13 protein-coding genes are annotated in these 16064 nt (G+C 50.0%); 11 read left to right on the top strand and 2 right to left on the bottom strand.

Annotated features, from left to right (window positions below; genetic code table 11):
• Nucleotides 1–222: 222 nt before the first annotated feature.
• From trxB to QVO97_RS12400, 4 genes are all read left to right on the top strand, one after another.
• The gene (gene trxB, locus QVO97_RS12415; protein WP_022360634.1) at nt 223–1131 is read left to right on the top strand and encodes a thioredoxin-disulfide reductase; all 909 of its coding nucleotides are present in this window, start codon (nt 223–225) and stop codon (nt 1129–1131) included.
• A gap of 211 nt (nt 1132–1342) precedes the next feature.
• Complete coding sequence (locus QVO97_RS12410; protein ID WP_022360633.1) at nt 1343–2890, top strand: C40 family peptidase; 1548 nt, start codon at nt 1343–1345, stop codon at nt 2888–2890.
• A 259-nt stretch (nt 2891–3149) separates the two neighbouring features.
• Nucleotides 3150–3794 (top strand): cyclodeaminase/cyclohydrolase family protein, encoded by a 645-nt coding sequence (locus QVO97_RS12405; protein WP_022360632.1) that lies wholly within the window; start codon nt 3150–3152, stop codon nt 3792–3794.
• A gap of 124 nt (nt 3795–3918) precedes the next feature.
• Entirely contained in the window at nt 3919–5586 is a 1668-nt protein-coding gene (locus QVO97_RS12400; RefSeq protein WP_118652079.1) for a formate--tetrahydrofolate ligase, read from the top strand.
• 112 nt (nt 5587–5698) lie between these two features.
• Here the strand turns inward: QVO97_RS12400 and raiA are convergent, their stop codons facing one another.
• Nucleotides 5699–6226: a ribosome hibernation-promoting factor, HPF/YfiA family gene (gene raiA / locus QVO97_RS12395; protein WP_022360630.1), complete on the bottom strand. Its 528-nt coding sequence runs from the start codon at nt 6224–6226 to the stop codon at nt 5699–5701.
• A 372-nt stretch (nt 6227–6598) separates the two neighbouring features.
• On the opposite strand from raiA, the gene QVO97_RS12390 reads away from it, so the two are divergent.
• The 5 genes from QVO97_RS12390 (at nt 6599) to QVO97_RS12370 (ending at nt 12921) form a co-directional block, all read left to right on the top strand.
• Complete coding sequence (locus tag QVO97_RS12390; protein WP_022360629.1) at nt 6599–6982, top strand: hypothetical protein; 384 nt, start codon at nt 6599–6601, stop codon at nt 6980–6982.
• A gap of 145 nt (nt 6983–7127) precedes the next feature.
• Nucleotides 7128–9710, top strand: a complete 2583-nt coding sequence (gene secA, locus QVO97_RS12385; RefSeq protein WP_022360628.1) for a preprotein translocase subunit SecA — start codon at nt 7128–7130, stop codon at nt 9708–9710.
• Between the two features lie 212 nt (nt 9711–9922).
• Nucleotides 9923–11050, top strand: a complete 1128-nt coding sequence (prfB, locus tag QVO97_RS12380) for a peptide chain release factor 2 (RefSeq protein ID WP_022360627.1) — start codon at nt 9923–9925, stop codon at nt 11048–11050.
• 204 nt (nt 11051–11254) lie between these two features.
• Nucleotides 11255–11698, top strand: coding sequence for an ACT domain-containing protein (locus QVO97_RS12375; RefSeq protein ID WP_022360626.1), 444 nt, complete (start codon nt 11255–11257; stop codon nt 11696–11698).
• Between the two features lie 5 nt (nt 11699–11703).
• Complete coding sequence (locus QVO97_RS12370; RefSeq protein ID WP_022360625.1) at nt 11704–12921, top strand: homoserine dehydrogenase; 1218 nt, start codon at nt 11704–11706, stop codon at nt 12919–12921.
• 93 nt (nt 12922–13014) lie between these two features.
• Here the strand turns inward: QVO97_RS12370 and QVO97_RS12365 are convergent, their stop codons facing one another.
• Complete coding sequence (locus QVO97_RS12365; protein ID WP_022360624.1) at nt 13015–13395, bottom strand: hypothetical protein; 381 nt, start codon at nt 13393–13395, stop codon at nt 13015–13017.
• Between the two features lie 230 nt (nt 13396–13625).
• Here QVO97_RS12365 and QVO97_RS12360 point away from each other — a divergent pair, with 230 nt between their 5' ends.
• Nucleotides 13626–15779, top strand: a complete 2154-nt coding sequence (locus tag QVO97_RS12360) for a Tex family protein (RefSeq protein WP_022360623.1) — start codon at nt 13626–13628, stop codon at nt 15777–15779.
• A gap of 93 nt (nt 15780–15872) precedes the next feature.
• On the top strand, nt 15873–16064 hold a 192-nt coding region (locus tag QVO97_RS12355; protein WP_369678426.1), incomplete at its 3' end, for a hypothetical protein.

Below are 16064 nucleotides of genomic sequence, written 5' to 3'. Positions count from 1 at the left end.
TATTTGATTGAATTATAGCATGTATTTAAAATTCATGAAATAGTTTCATTTTTCCGCCTGTCATAAAATCGTAAGAAATTTTCATCCATTTTTTGCTGTTCTGAGTGTTTTACAGCATTGTATGAAAGTGCCAAAATGTGTTATACTAAAACCAAATGGATCTGACACAGCGATAGAGCGGATCAATTACCGAACAGATTCGGAAGAAAGGGACTGTATACCATGTATGATATAATAATCATTGGTTCCGGACCAGCTGGCTTGAGTGCGGCGATTTATGCACAGCGGGCATGTCTGGACACGATTGTGATAGAGAAGAATGGAATCAGCGGCGGACAGGTGCTGAATACCTGGGAGGTGGACAATTATCCGGGATTTCCGGGTGTGACCGGCTTTGAGCTTTCCAGACAGTTCCGGGAGCATGCAAACAAGCTGGGAGCAAGAGTTGTACAGGATGAGGTCGTGCAGGTCGAGCTTTCAGGAAATGTGAAGAAAGTAGTCTGCGAGGAAGAGACGTATGAGGCACGCTGTGTGATTCTGGCATCCGGAGCACATCACAGGACGTTGGAGGTGCCGGGAGAAGAGGAACTTCGCGGGGCAGGCGTTTCATACTGCGCGACCTGCGACGGGGCATTTTTCCGGGGAAGGACGGTTGCCGTTGTGGGCGGCGGCGACGCGGCGCTGGAAGATGCAATTTTTCTTGCACGGATGTGTGAAAAAGTATATATCGTCCATCGCAGAGACAAGCTTCGCGGGGCAAAACGGCTGCAGGAGCGCTTACAGGCGCTTGAAAATATTGAATTTGTCTGGAACAGCGAGACGGTTGCGATTGAAGGGAACGCTCAGGTGGAGGCGTTGCGGCTGAGACAGACCAAAACCGGAGAAGAGAAGCGGCTGGACGTGGATGGTGTCTTTATTGCGGTCGGAATCGCACCGGAGAGTGAGCTGTATGCGGGTCAGTTAGAGCTTGATGAGCAGGGCTATATCCGGGCGGATGAGAGCGGTCAGACGAGCGTTCCGGGCGTATTTGCAGCCGGAGATGTCCGGACCAAGGCGCTGCGCCAGATTCTGACAGCGGCATCGGACGGTGCAAACTGCGTGGCATCTGCAGAGCGATATCTTCAGGCATAACTCATTTTTAACATAGAAGAAAACAGAGTAACTGTTTAGTAGGTCTGCGCATTTACTGCGCTGACCGTACGAAAACATGGGCCAGCAGGCAAAAATCCCATTGCCGTAGGCAATTTTTAATGGATTTTTGCGCGTGACTGTGAAGGTACTGAACAGTTACAGTTTGAGATAAAACGACGGAACAGAACGGACAGAAGAGTAGGAGGTTCTTATGAGAAAAACGCTGAAATTTCTGATAGCATCAGGAGCGTGCCTTGTGATGGTAGGGACGGGACAGATGAGCGCCCAGGCGGCGATGAATCTGGAGACGGATGCCCCGGTCGCTGGTGCGTCAGTGGCGATCAATAATTACTATGCGAGCAGCTTGAACCCGGAAAAAGAGCTGGCGGAGGCATTTGTTTCTAAAGAAGTTCTGGCAGTGGCGGGAGCCGGTCAGACGGGCGTGGCAGGCGGCGCGCAGACAGCCAAACCGGCACAGGTGGCAGCAGAGACGAAAGCCCAGCCAAAGGAGACAACTGGCGAGACTGAGGCGGTTGTCCGCGCGATGTCCAAGTCGATCTACGATAATATCGCGATTTCCCGTGTGACCAATTATGTCAATGTTCGCGCACAGGCGAGCACAGGCAGCGAGGTAGTCGGAAAGATTTACAATAACTGTGCGGCGACAATTCTGGATACGGTGGACGGCGAGGGCGGCAAATGGTACCATATCCAGTCGGGTTCCGTGACCGGTTATATTAAAGCACAGTATTTTGTGACCGGCGAGGAGGCGTCCAAGATTGCCAGGGAAGTCGGCACAACCTACGCGAAGGTTACAAATACCTCTACGCTTCGCCTGAGAGAGACGCCGAGCTTAGAGGGCAAGACGCTGGATCTTCTTTCTGCCGATGCAGAGTATGAGGTGATCGGAGAAGAGGGCGATTTTGCCAAGATTTCCGTCGATAATGATCTGGTCGGATATGTGTATAAAGATTATATTACGACACAGGTAGACTTTAAGCAGGCAGTTTCCGTAGCTGAGGAACAGCAGCAGAAAGCGGAAGAAGAAAAACTGAAACAGGAAGCGAATGCGGCGATCGAGAACCTGGAACAGGTAAAGAAGAAAGCCGAGGAAGAGTCGAGGGCAGCGGAAACCACGGCAGCGGCGAAGGAAACCACGGCAGCTGCCAAAGAGACGACCAAAGCACCGGAGACTTCCTACAGCGGAACAATAGAGGCGAATCCGAGCGAAAGCAAGGCAGCTGAGACGAAAGCGGCAGCCAAGGAGACGACAAAGGCAGCTGAGACGAAAGCGCCGACTACCGCGGCAGCGACGAAAGCGACCACTGCAAGCGGCGTTGGACCGGGCGGCGGACCAGGCACAGGCGGTACGTCCTCTTCTGGAAATGAAGTAACAAATGCTACCCGTTCTGCGGTTGTGGCATATGCAAAGCAGTTCCTTGGAAATCCGTATGTATACGGCGGAACCAGTCTGACAAACGGCGCGGACTGTTCCGGATTTACAATGAGTGTATTTGCACATTTCGGTATTTCAACCGGACGAAGCTCGAGAGATCAGGCGGCAAAGGGCAAGGAGGTTGCGGTCAGCGCAGTACAGCCGGGCGATCTGCTTTTTTATGCGAGCGGCAATTATATCAATCACGTAGCACTTTACATAGGCAATGGACAGGTTATCCACGCAAGTACGGCAAAGAGCGGCATCAAGATTTCGCCGTCCAACTACCGAACACCGTGTAAGGCAGTTTCATTCTTAAATTAGTAAATGCAGATAAAGGAGTATATCGGTTCTTACGGAACGATTTCATATCCGTAGGGCTCGGTGGGAATACCGCAAAATTACGTTGCCAGCGGGGCAGAAGATTTCTGATCGGTGAGACAAGCAATTTTGCGGTATTTTTTCATTTTCATAGGAAAATTTGTGCACTCGCGCGAAGCAGAAACATGTCGCAAGCGACCGCGCTCGGCGCGAGAATGTGCCAAGGCACATTCTTTTTATATTATAAAAAAGGAGAAAAATCATGGCAGAATTAAGAGAACTTTCCGTAAACCAGTTCGTAGAAGAAACTGCTTCGAAGGCGTCTGTACCGGGCGGCGGAAGCGTGTCGGCGATGGTGGGGGCGCTGGGCGCGGCATTGATGGAAATGGTGGCAAATCTGACGATCGGAAAGGAAAAATATGCCGGGGTGCAGGAGGAAATGCAGGCGCTGGCAGCTGAGGGCGCTGCGCTGCATGAGGAGCTGCTGGCAGGGATCAAAAAGGACAGCGAATCGTTCAACGGATATATGAGAGCCCTGAAGCTTCCGAAGGGGACGGAAGAGGAGAAAAAAATCCGCACTGCCGCCCTGCAGCAAGGGTTAAAAGAGGCGACCGAAGCGCCGCTTGCGATCGCGGAGTCAGCGGCAAAGATTTTTCCGATGGCGGAAGCGGTCGTAAAGAGGGGCAATAAAGGTGCCGTTTCCGACGGTCTGATTGCGGTGATGTTAGCCCGGACAGCGGTTGTGGGCGCACTCTTTAATGTGAAGATCAATCTGGCATCGATCAAGGACGAAAGTTATGTATCAGAACTTGAGAAAAGAGTAGAAAAACTGGAATCGGATGCAATTTTTTGTGAAAAATCAATTTTGTATCTTTCCAAATTGTCAGACACAGTATATAATAGATAACATTCACAGCCTTTCCGGGAAATTCACAGGGGGATCTTCTTTACAGAAGATAAAGCAGATAACATTCACTGTGTGAAAACTTCCGGAACAGGCAAAACCGCAAAAACAGGGAGGTACAGGAGTAATGATGACAGATATTGAGATTGCACAGGCAGCGAATCCACTGAAAATCGGTGAGATTGCACAGGCGGCAGGCGTAGACGAGAAGTATCTGGAGCAGTATGGAAATTATAAGGCAAAGGTTGACTACAATCTTCTGAAAGAGACCGAGGGCAAGGATGGAAAACTGATTCTGGTGACCGCGATCAACCCGACTCCAGCCGGAGAAGGAAAGACCACGACCACGGTCGGTCTGGCAGACGGATTGAAACGTCTTGGCAAAAAGGTAACCGTAGCACTTCGTGAGCCGTCGTTGGGACCGGTCTTTGGTGTCAAAGGTGGTGCAGCTGGCGGCGGATATGCACAGGTCATTCCAATGGAGGATATCAACCTCCATTTTACCGGTGATTTCCACGCGATCGGCGCAGCAAACAACCTGCTGGCAGCGATGCTGGACAATCATATCTATCAGGGCAATGCACTCCGCATCGATCCGAAGCGCATTACCTGGAAGCGTGTTGTCGATATGAATGACCGTCAGCTCCGCAACATCGTAGATGGTCTGGGACGCCGCGTGGATGGCGTGACCCGTGAGGACGGATATGACATCACGGTTGCCAGCGAGATCATGGCAGTTCTGTGCCTGGCACGCAATATTACGGATCTGAAAGAACGCCTTTCCAAGATTATTGTAGGTTATACCTATGACGAGGAACCGGTCACTGCCGGTGATCTGAAAGCAGCGGGCGCGATGACGGCTCTTTTAAAGGATGCCCTGAAACCAAACCTGGTACAGACCTTAGAGCATACACCGGCATTTATCCACGGCGGTCCGTTCGCGAACATCGCGCATGGATGTAACTCCGTCATTGCGACAAAGATGGCATTAAAGCTGGGTGATTACACGATCACAGAGGCTGGCTTCGGCGCTGACCTGGGTGCGGAGAAATTCCTGGATATCAAGTGCCGGATGGCAGAGCTGAAACCGTCGGCGGTCGTTGTAGTAGCGACGGTACGTGCCCTGAAGCATCACGGCGGCGTGGCGAAGGCTGACTTAAACGCAGAGAATCTGGAAGCACTGGAGAAGGGACTTCCGAACCTGATGCAGCATGTAGAAAATATTACCAAGGTATATGGACTTCCGTGTGTCGTAGCGATCAACCGCTTCCCAATGGATACCGAGGCAGAATTAAAGCTGATCGAGGACAAGTGCCATGAGGTCGGTGTTAATGTAGCTCTGTCCGAGGTATGGGCGAAAGGCGGAGAAGGCGGCGAGGAGCTGGCAAAAGAAGTCATCCGCCTGTGCGAGACTGAGAGCGAGTTCCACTACTGCTACGAGACCGATACAACGATCGAGGAGAAACTGGATGCGATCGTGAAGAAGATCTACCACGGCGACGGCGTTGTACTCACGGATGCAGCAAAGAAGCAGGCAAAACGCCTGACTGAGCTTGGATTTGGTAACTATCCGATCTGTATGGCGAAGACGCAGTACAGCTTTTCGGACAATGCGAAGCTGCTCGGCGCACCGAAGAACTTTACAGTAACTGTCCGCAACCTGAAAGTATCCGCGGGCGCAGGCTTCATCGTAGCGCTGACCGGCGACATCATGACGATGCCAGGACTTCCGAAGGTGCCGGCGGCAGAGAAGATCGATGTCGATGAGAATGGACGGATCACGGGTCTGTTCTAAGAAAAGAAATAGAATATGAATGGAACTTAACACAACGCAAAAAGGGGAACTGCCACATGGCAGCTCCCCTTTTTGCTAGGAAACTTGTCTACTTATAGTACGAAGCGATGAATTAAAATTCTGGTTCGATCAATCCGTAGGTGTTGCCTTTACGTTTGTAAACAACATTGACCTGCTCGGTCTCGGAATTCAGGAATACATAGAAACTATGTCCTAAGAGTTCCATCTGTACACAAGCCTCTTCCGGATCCATCGGCTTCATAGCGAATTTCTTTACTTTGACGATATCTACTTCGTCGTTGGAATCATATTCTTCGTTTATGAAGAGGTCAGAGAATGCAACGGCTGCCTGTTTCTTGTCTACGATTTTATTCTTATATTTTTTGAGCTGACGCTCGATGATTTCTTCTACCAAATCAATCGATACATACATATCGTTGCTTTCCTGCTCTGCACGGATGATGGTGCCTTTGACAGGGATGGTAACCTCGATCTTCTGACGATCTTTCTCAACCGTAAGTGTGATATTCACTTCAGTGTCCTGATTGAAGTATCGCTCTAATTTTCCGATCTTCTCCTCTACAGCTGCTTTTAACCCCGGGGTAACATTGATATTTCTTCCAGTAATCTTATAACGCATAATCATCGCTCCTTTTTATTGGGATGGCTATAGTATACCACTTTTGGATGTTAAATTCAACCTTTTTCGCAAAATTGTCAACACAATTAATTGAAAAACAGGTCGAAATACTGTGTCGTTTGATTTTTCACGAATTGCTGTTGTTTTATAAGGGATTTGCGCGCGGTTTGTGCGGCGGACAATGAAATATGAAAAAAGAGTCTTGCAGGATAGGGCAGAATGGGTGTGTTTTTGCAACAGAAAAAGGTCGAAAAAGCTAGAAAAAACGGGGGTTTGGAGGTAATGCAAGGGTTCTTCATTTGTCAATAGATCTGCTTGTATTTTTGAAAGAAATATGCAAGTTTATGAGATCTGAACAAAAAAGAAATCAAAATGCGCCGGGGAAAATGGGGGCTTCGTGAACAGACGAAAATTGTGGATAATGTGGATAAGTCGGTGCAAAACTCCATTTTCCCTAAAAAAGGGAAAAAATGGGTGTGCAAAACTTATCCACAAAACTGGGGACAAAATGTGGATAATGTGGACAACAAGAAAGTCGAACATATATTTTGTGCAACTTGTCTGGTTTACCATAAAGTTGGCGGGCTGGCAGAAGAAAAAACGTTTTACCTGGATAGGCAGGGAGGCGGCGTTTTACAGCAGGTTCCTTTGTTCGTGTATGGAGGGTCTTGTTTTATGGCTGGGATTTTCCGGGTACGGCAGGTTCGGCTTATCTTAGCCGGGCGCGTGCGCAGAATAAATGTAAAAAAATCATGAAATCATTGAATAAAATCCCTGTTAGTGTTAGAATAAATAAGATTGTATAACTATACCTATATGATCTTTTCGATCTAAAACACATCATACATTGAGCTATAAAAACGAAAAAAGAACGAGAAAGCAAGAAATAGGAGAGAAAAGCATGAATCTGATAGAGAAAGTGTTTGGTACCCACAGCGAACGCGAGTTGAAGCTGATCCGCCCGATTGTGGATAAGATTTTAGGTATGCGTGAGCAGATGGTTGCCTTATCGGATGACGAACTGCGCGACAATACGCGCAAGTTCAAAGAGCGCCTTGCAAACGGCGAGACGCTGGACGACCTCCTGCCGGAGGCATTTGCAACCGTGCGTGAGGCGGCGAGACGGGTATTAAATATGGAGCATTACCCGGTTCAGCTGATCGGTGGTATCGTCCTGCATCAGGGACGTATCGCAGAGATGCGTACTGGTGAAGGTAAAACCCTGGTTTCCACCGCACCGGCGTACTTAAATGCGCTGGCTGGAAAGGGCGTATTTATCGTTACCGTCAATGACTACCTGGCAAAACGAGATGCAGAGTGGATGGGCGAGGTTCACAGATTCCTCGGTCTGACTGTCGGCGTGGTTTTAAATTCAATGAATTCCGACGAGCGCCGGGAAGCTTACAACTGTGATATTACCTACGTTACCAACAATGAGCTTGGTTTCGATTATCTGCGTGACAACATGGCGATCTACAAAGAGCAGATGGTTATGCGGAATCTGGACTATGCGATCATCGATGAGGTCGATTCCGTCCTGATCGATGAGGCGAGAACCCCGCTTATCATTTCCGGACAGAGCGGCAAGTCCACGAAGCTCTATGAGGTGTGCGATATTCTGGCACGTCAGTTGGAAAAGGGCGAGGAATCAGCAGAATTTTCCAAGATGGCAGCCATCATGGGCGAGGAGATCGAGGAGACAGGCGATTTCGTAGTCAATGAGAAAGATAAAGTAGTCAACCTGACCGAGGCTGGTGTGAAGAAGGTTGAAGATTTCTTCCACATCGAGAACCTGGCGGATCCGGAGAACCTGGAGATCCAGCACAACATCATCCTGGCACTGCGTGCCAACTACCTGATGTTCCGCGATAAGGACTACGTGGTAAAAGATGACGAGGTTCTGATCGTCGATGAGTTTACCGGACGTATCATGCCGGGACGCCGTTATTCCGATGGTCTCCATCAGGCGATTGAGGCGAAGGAGCACGTACATGTGCGCCGTGAGAGCCGCACGCTGGCAACCATTACCTTCCAGAACTTCTTCAACAAGTTTAACAAGAAGGCTGGTATGACCGGTACGGCACAGACCGAGGAGAAGGAGTTCCGTAACATTTACCAGATGGACGTTATCTCCATCCCGACGAACCGCCCGGTACAGCGTATTGATTACGAGGATGCGGTTTATAAGACGAAAAAAGAGAAATTCCATGCGGTTGTCGAGGAAGTGGCAGCAGCCCATGAAAAGGGACAGCCGGTTCTGGTTGGTACCATTACGATCGAGACTTCCGAGCTTCTGAGCAAGATGCTGACAAGACGCGGCATTCCGCATAAGGTATTAAATGCGAAGTTCCATGAGCTGGAGGCTGAGATCGTAGCAGATGCAGGTATCCACGGTGCCGTTACGATCGCGACTAATATGGCAGGTCGTGGTACGGATATCAAGCTGGATGAGATTTCCAGAGAACTGGGCGGCTTAAAGATTATCGGTACAGAGCGTCATGAGTCCAGACGTATTGATAATCAGCTGCGCGGTCGTGCCGGACGTCAGGGCGATCCGGGTGAATCACGTTTCTACCTGTCCCTGGAGGATGACCTGATGCGTCTCTTCGGTTCAGAGCGTCTGATGAATATGTTCAACGCGATGGGTGTACCGGAGAATGAGCAGATCGAGCACAAGATGCTTTCCAAGGCGATTGAGAAAGCACAGATGAAGATTGAGACCAACAACTACGGTATCCGCGAGAACCTGTTAAAATACGACGAGGTTATGAACGAGCAGCGTGAGGCAATCTACGCAGAGCGCCGCCGTGTACTGGATGGCGAGAATATGCGTTCCGTTATCATGAAGATGATCACGGATATCGTAGAAAACGCCGTAGATATGTCCATCTCTGATGAGCAGGAACCGGCTGAGTGGGATCTGTCCGAGTTAAATTCCCTGCTGCTTCCGGTTATCCCGTTAGAGCCGATTCAGCTGACGGAAGACCAGCAGCATATGAAGAAAAATGAGCTGAAACATATGCTCAAAGAGGCGGCAACGAAGCTTTATGAGACACGCGAGGCAGAGTTTACAAGCGCGGAACAGGTACGCGAGATGGAGCGCGTGATCCTTCTGAAAGTGGTTGATGCAAAGTGGATGGCTCATATCGACGATATGGATCAGCTGCGCGAAGGCATCGGTCTGCAGGCGTATGGTCAGAGAGACCCGCTGGTTGAGTATAAGATGAGCGGCTATGAGATGTTCGACAGCATGACGGCAGCGATCCGTGAGGATACCGTCCGTATTCTGTTCCACATCCGTGCAGAGCAGAAGGTCGAGCGTGAACCGGCTGCCAAGGTAACGGGAACCAACCGTGACGACAGCACCGTGCAGGCACCGAAGAAGCGTGAGGAGAAGAAGATTTACCCGAACGATCCGTGCCCATGCGGTTCCGGCAAGAAGTACAAACAGTGCTGTGGACGGAAGCTGTACGCGAAGAATTAATAGATGAAAGAAGGCAGGCTGCCGTGATTTTGCAGCAGTCTGTGCAGAAAATTCCCGAAACTATGGCGAAATACCTGGTTCCGGGAATTTTTCCAAATATAAAAAAGAGTTACGGTCTATATGTGTGTGATCCGTAACAAAATATAACTGAAAGAATGCTGAACCGTTGAGGAAAATGGCAGCAGATAGATGAGAATGGAGAAGGTGAGAGCATGGTTGAATTAGATCAGTTTAAGTATACATTATCAACCTACGATGAGACGCTGAAAGAGGTCAAGGATTCCCTGGATCTGGAAAATAAGGAGCGCCGCATCACGGAGCTTGACAAATCAATGGAAGAACCGGGCTTCTGGGATGATCCGGAGCGCTCGACCAAGACGGTCCGTGAGGCGAAAAATCTCAAAGATACCGTGGATGGCTACAAGCACCTTGAACAGCAGTATGAGGATATCCAGGTCATGATCGAGATGGGCTATGAGGAAAATGACCCGGCGATGATTCCGGAGATTCAGGAGATGTTAGATGAGTTCGTCAAAGAATTGGAAGAACTCCGCACAAAGACACTCCTGTCCGGCGAGTACGACGGCTGCAACGCGATCATCAAGCTGAACGCGGGCGCGGGTGGTACCGAGGCGATGGACTGGTGCAGTATGCTGTATCGTATGTACCAGCGCTGGGCGGACAAAAAGGGCTTTACGACCGAGGTGCTTGATTTCCTGGATGGCGACGAGGCGGGACTTAAGTCCATCACACTGCAGGTCAACGGCGAAAATGCCTACGGCTACCTGAAATCGGAGAAAGGCGTCCATCGTCTGGTCCGTATTTCCCCGTTCAACGCGGCTGGCAAGCGTCAGACCTCGTTCGTTTCCTGTGATGTCATGCCGGATATTGAAGAAGATCTGGATGTGGAGATTAATCCGGACGATCTGCGGATCGATACCTATCGCTCGAGTGGTGCCGGTGGACAGCATATCAACAAGACGTCCTCCGCGATCCGTATCACGCATCTGCCGACCGGTATCGTCGTACAGTGCCAGAATGAGCGTTCCCAGTTCCAGAACAAGGACAAGGCGATGCAGATGTTAAAGGCAAAGCTGTACCTGCTCAAACAACAGGAGAATGCCGAGAAGCTGTCCGACATCCGCGGCGATGTCAAGGATATCAACTTCGGAAACCAGATCCGTTCCTACGTTATGCAGCCGTACACGCTCGTCAAGGATCACCGGACGAACGCCGAAAATGGCAATGTGAACGCGGTGATGGATGGAGATATTGATCTGTTTATCAGTGCGTATTTAAAGTGGATCAGCCTGAAAAACCAGAAGACAGAAGAGGCGTAAAAGAAGATAAATCAGCCTGGATTGGCGGCACAAAAGTTTGACAGAGAAGAAAACACTCTGTCGAGTGCCGTCAGTTCAGGCTGTTTTTTTACAGATACAATTCGATTATTATGAAAAAAATAGATTGCAGAGTGTCAATAAATGTGATAATATCTTCCTGGTAAACACAAATGTATTTCTGGTGCGTACATAAGCGGAGATGGAATGGAAGAAAAGACAAAGTATTATCTGTTAAGGCAGAAAGCAGTGCCGGAAGTCCTTTTGAAGGTGGCGGAAGCGAAGAAGCTCATTGCGTCGGAAAAGGCGATGACGATTCAGGAGGCGACCGACCAGCTTGGGATCAGCCGGAGTTCCTTTTATAAGTATAAGGACGATATTTTTCCATTTTACGACAACGCCAAGGGCAAAACGATTACCATGGTGCTGCAGATGGATGATGAACAGGGACTTTTATCGGATCTTCTTCATATCGTAGCGATTTACAAGGCGAATATTCTGACGATTCATCAGAGTATTCCGGTCAACAATGTGGCGACGCTGACACTCAGCGTGGAAGTCCGCCCGGATACCGGAAATATATCGCATATGGTCGAAGAGATGGAAGAAAATTCGGGAGTACACAACGTAAAAATTATAGCCAGGGAGTAAAGATTATGATTCAGGTAGCAGTGATGGGCTATGGAACAATTGGTTCCGGAGTCGTAGAAGTATTAGAAACCAACAAAGACAAAATCACAGAAAAAACCGGCAAAGAGATTGCAGTAAAATATATTCTGGATCTGCGTGAATTTCCGGGTGATCCGTACGAAGCGCAGATTGTTCATGATTTTGAAATCATTGAAAAAGACGAAGAAGTAGAGATCGTTGTAGAGGCGATGGGCGGCGTCAATCCGGCATACAAGTTTGCAAAAGCGTGCCTGTTAGCCGGTAAGCACGTTGTGACTTCCAACAAGGCACTTGTAGCGGCACACGGCACCGAGCTTCTGGCGATTGCACGCGAGAAGAACTTAAACTTCCTCTTCGAAGCCAGCGTAGGCGGCGGCATTCCGCTTCTGCGTCCGCTGACCCAGTCTCTTGCAGGCGAGAAGATCGAGGAAATCAGCGGTATCTTAAACGGTACAACCAACTACATCCTTACCAAGATGGCGAGAGAAGGTCAGACCTTTGAGGAAGCCTTAAAGAAAGCGCAGGAACTCGGATATGCAGAGCGCAACCCGGAGGCAGACGTAGAAGGCTACGATACCTGCCGCAAGATCACGATTCTTACCTCACTGGCAACTGGAAAAGAAGTAAATTACGAAGATGTGCCGACCGAGGGCATCACAAAGATTACCGATACCGATTTCAAATATGCGGCAAAGCTGGGAACCTCGATTAAACTGTTTGGAACCAGCCGCATGGAAGGCAATAAAGCCAGCGTCTATGTATGCCCGATGATGATCGGACCGGATCATCCGCTCTTTGCAGTCAATGACGTATACAATGCAGTCATGGTTCGCGGCAATACACTTGGAACCGTTATGTTCTACGGCAGCGGCGCCGGAAAACTCCCGACAGCCAGCGCAGTCGTCAGCGACATCGTAGAGATCGCCGGACACATGGAAGACAACATCCCGACCGGCTGGACCGACGAAAAACAGCCAGTTGCACCGATGGGCGAAGTAACTTTCAGCTACTTCCTCCGACTGGCGGGCAAATCAGCCGACAAACTTGCCGATGTGCGTGCAGCCTTCGGTGAGGCAGAAACCATCGAACTCCCGGAGATGGACGAATTTGCGGTCGTAACCGGAGAAATGACCGAAGCACGCTTCCGGAAACTGGCAGCGGCATTCGAGGAAGATATCCGCCAGACGATTCGCTATACAAAATAGGATATAAAGTAAAAAGCACGCCAAAGTCATTCATGACGCGGTGTGCTTTTTAACGCAAGAAATACACAGAAAAAGGTCTCCTTGCCAATCATTTTATTGTAACGGACCAATCAAACTCTCATACAACTCCATTGCCTGATCAAAAAACGGCGCATATTGCGGATCCGTAATCATATGGTACACCTGGATCAGGCAGAAAAACTCAACTACTCCAAAGATGGTAGACATAACTCCCAGTATCAGCCCGACCACTGCGCTGCCGCGCCGCGGCTGTCCTTCCTCCTTGGAGAGGACAAACAGTACATTCGCCGACATTCCGAGCAGAATCGCGGCGGAAAAACTCAAAAACAGGGAGAAAAATGCGAAGATGCCGCACATCATTGACATCGTGGCATAGCGGCGCGAACGATTGCGCCGGGTTTCATTTGTATCTGAATGTTCCTTCGGAGAATGTGTTTCATCGTAATAACTCATCGTATATCTAATCCTTTCATAACTGTGAAAAAAAAACAGCTACATCCTTTTCTGAAAATTAGAGACAGCCGCTGAATAGGGCAAAACAAAATCTATGCCCATCTGGCGGATTGAATCCGATAAAAGTGTATCATGAATAAAGCCGCTTGTCCAGTTAGGCATTGACTTGCGAAATATGCGCTGGAATGGTATGATTAAACAGCGTATTGATATTGAAGGAGAGTTTTTGCATGGATATTATACAGGCATTGAAAGAAGAGCTTCAGATAGGGAGAAATCAGGTCGAAGCGGCGGTAAAGCTGATCGATGAGGGAAACACGATCCCGTTCATCGCGCGCTACCGCAAGGAGGCGACCGGTTCTCTGAATGATGAGGTGCTGCGCCAGCTAGATGAGCGACTGCGCTATCTTCGGAATCTGGAGGATAAAAAGGAGCAGGTGATCGGTGCGATTCGCGCCCAGGAGAAGCTGACTCCGGCGCTGGAGAAACAGATCCGCGATGCGGCGACGCTGGTTGCGGTGGAAGATCTTTATCTTCCGTACCGCCCGAAACGGCGCACCCGTGCTGGAATTGCCCGTGAGAAAGGGCTGGAACCGTTAGCAGTCTGGATTTACAAGCAGGAAGCGGGCGGCAGCCTGGAGGCGGAGGCGGCGAAGTACGTGTCGGAAGAAAAGGGTGTTGCAGATGTTTCAGAGGCAATAGACGGCGCGCGTGATATTCTGGCTGAGCAGATCAGCGAGATGGCAAAATACCGCAACTACGCACGTAAAAAGACGATGCAGGACGGTCTTTTGGAGGCATCCGCAAAGGATGAGAAGATACAGTCGGTGTACGAGATGTACTATCATTTCTCCGAACCAGTCAAAAAGCTGGCGGGACACCGTGTGCTGGCGATCAACCGCGGTGAGAAAGAGAAGATTCTGAGCGTGAAGCTTATAGCGCCGGAGGAGCAGATTGTCCGGTATATGGAGAAACAGCTGATTATCCGCCCGGATGGGGATGCGGCGCGCGTGATGGAAGAAGTGATTCTGGACAGCTACCGCCGCCTGATCGGACCGGCGATCGAGCGCGAGATCCGCGCGGGACTGACAGAAACGGCAGAGAACGGCGCGATTCAGGTATTTGGCAAGAACCTGGAACAGCTCTTGATGCAGCCGCCGATCGCAGGATGCGTGGTGCTTGGCTGGGATCCGGCATTCCGGACGGGCTGCAAGCTGGCAGTTGTGGATGAGACGGGAAAAGTGCTCGATACGACGGTCATTTACTCGACTGCGCCGCAAAACCGCGTGGAAGAGTCGAAGGAGATCGTGAAAAAGCTGATCCGCAAGTACGGCATTTCCCTGATCTCAGTGGGGAATGGTACGGCAAGCCGAGAATCTGAGCAGATCATCGTGGAACTCTTAAAAGAAATTCCGGAGAAAGTTCAGTATGTCATCGTCAATGAGGCGGGCGCGTCGGTTTATTCGGCGAGCAAGCTGGCGACGGAGGAATTTCCGCAGTTTGACGTCGGACAGAGAAGTGCGGCATCGATCGCGAGACGCCTGCAGGATCCGCTGGCGGAGCTGGTAAAAATTGATCCGAAATCCATTGGAGTCGGTCAGTACCAGCATGATATGAACCAGAAAAATTTAAGCGAGGCGCTTCAGGGCGTGGTGGAAACGTGCGTAAATAAGGTCGGCGTGGATCTGAATACGGCATCGGCGCCGTTGCTCGCCTATATTTCCGGCATTAACAAGACGATTGCGAAAAATATCGTGGCATATCGGGAGGAGAATGGCGCATTTTCAACGCGCCGTGAGCTTTTGAAGGTGGCGAAGCTGGGACCGAAGGCGTATGAACAGTGCGCCGGATTTATGCGGATCCAGGGCGGCAAGAATCCGCTCGATGCGACGAGTGTGCACCCGGAGAGCTATAAAGCAGCGGAGGCACTTTTAAAGCAGCTTGGACATGATCCGAAGGAGATCGCGGCGGGCGGCATCCGCAATATCCGCAAGGAGATCGCGGATACGGCAAAGCTGGCAAAAGAGCTTTCGATCGGCGAGCCGACCTTACTCGATATCGTGAGCGAGTTGGAAAAACCGGCGCGCGACCCGCGTGAGGAGATGCCAAAGCCGATTCTCCGCACGGATGTGCTGGAAATGAAGGATTTGAAGCCGGGCATGATTTTAAAAGGAACCGTGCGGAATGTCATTGATTTCGGTGCGTTTGTGGATATCGGCGTGCATCAGGATGGTCTGGTTCACGTGTCCCAGATGACAGACCGCTATATCAAGCATCCGCTGGAGGCGGTCAGCGTCGGGGATATCGTGGAGGTCAAGGTGCTGGCGGTTGATGTGGCGAAGAAGCGCATTTCGCTGACGATGAAAATCCGGGAGACGAAGTAAACCACGGCAGATTCAGCCGTTGGTTATAGGATGCAGGAGCGCTGACTGGAATGGGGCGGCGGATAAGGCATAGAAAATTAGGGAGAAGATAAAATGGACTTACGTGTAAAAATACAGCCAAAAGAGATTTTTATTTATTCGATGTACAATTTCTGGGCGGGACTGCGTGGAATCGGATGCATCATACTGACGGTGCTCGTTATTATTGCAGCGGCAGCCAGCGAGGAACGTCTGGGAACGCAGGTGACGAATCTGGTGATTCTGGGAGTGATTGCCTTGACAGGC

Source organism: Clostridium sp. CAG:43, from assembly GCF_000434655.1.
GTDB classification, from domain to species: Bacteria; Bacillota; Clostridia; order Lachnospirales; family Lachnospiraceae; genus Otoolea; species Otoolea fessa.
This window is presented reverse-complemented; position numbering and strand designations above follow the sequence as displayed.

Excerpts from the sequence above, each read along its gene's own strand:
- QVO97_RS12370 (WP_022360625.1), top strand. The coding sequence starts at position 11,704 with ATGATTCAGGTAGCAGTGATGGGCTATGGAACAATTGGTTCCGGAGTC.
- QVO97_RS12365 (WP_022360624.1), bottom strand. The coding sequence starts at position 13,395 with ATGAGTTATTACGATGAAACACATTCTCCGAAGGAACATTCAGATACA.
- trxB (WP_022360634.1), top strand. The coding sequence starts at position 223 with ATGTATGATATAATAATCATTGGTTCCGGACCAGCTGGCTTGAGTGCG.
- raiA (WP_022360630.1), bottom strand. The coding sequence starts at position 6,226 with ATGCGTTATAAGATTACTGGAAGAAATATCAATGTTACCCCGGGGTTA.
- QVO97_RS12405 (WP_022360632.1), top strand. The coding sequence starts at position 3,150 with ATGGCAGAATTAAGAGAACTTTCCGTAAACCAGTTCGTAGAAGAAACT.
- QVO97_RS12410 (WP_022360633.1), top strand. The coding sequence starts at position 1,343 with ATGAGAAAAACGCTGAAATTTCTGATAGCATCAGGAGCGTGCCTTGTG.
- secA (WP_022360628.1), top strand. The coding sequence starts at position 7,128 with ATGAATCTGATAGAGAAAGTGTTTGGTACCCACAGCGAACGCGAGTTG.
- QVO97_RS12400 (WP_118652079.1), top strand. The coding sequence starts at position 3,919 with ATGATGACAGATATTGAGATTGCACAGGCAGCGAATCCACTGAAAATC.
- QVO97_RS12390 (WP_022360629.1), top strand. The coding sequence starts at position 6,599 with ATGCGCCGGGGAAAATGGGGGCTTCGTGAACAGACGAAAATTGTGGAT.
- QVO97_RS12375 (WP_022360626.1), top strand. The coding sequence starts at position 11,255 with ATGGAAGAAAAGACAAAGTATTATCTGTTAAGGCAGAAAGCAGTGCCG.
- prfB (WP_022360627.1), top strand. The coding sequence starts at position 9,923 with ATGGTTGAATTAGATCAGTTTAAGTATACATTATCAACCTACGATGAG.
- QVO97_RS12360 (WP_022360623.1), top strand. The coding sequence starts at position 13,626 with ATGGATATTATACAGGCATTGAAAGAAGAGCTTCAGATAGGGAGAAAT.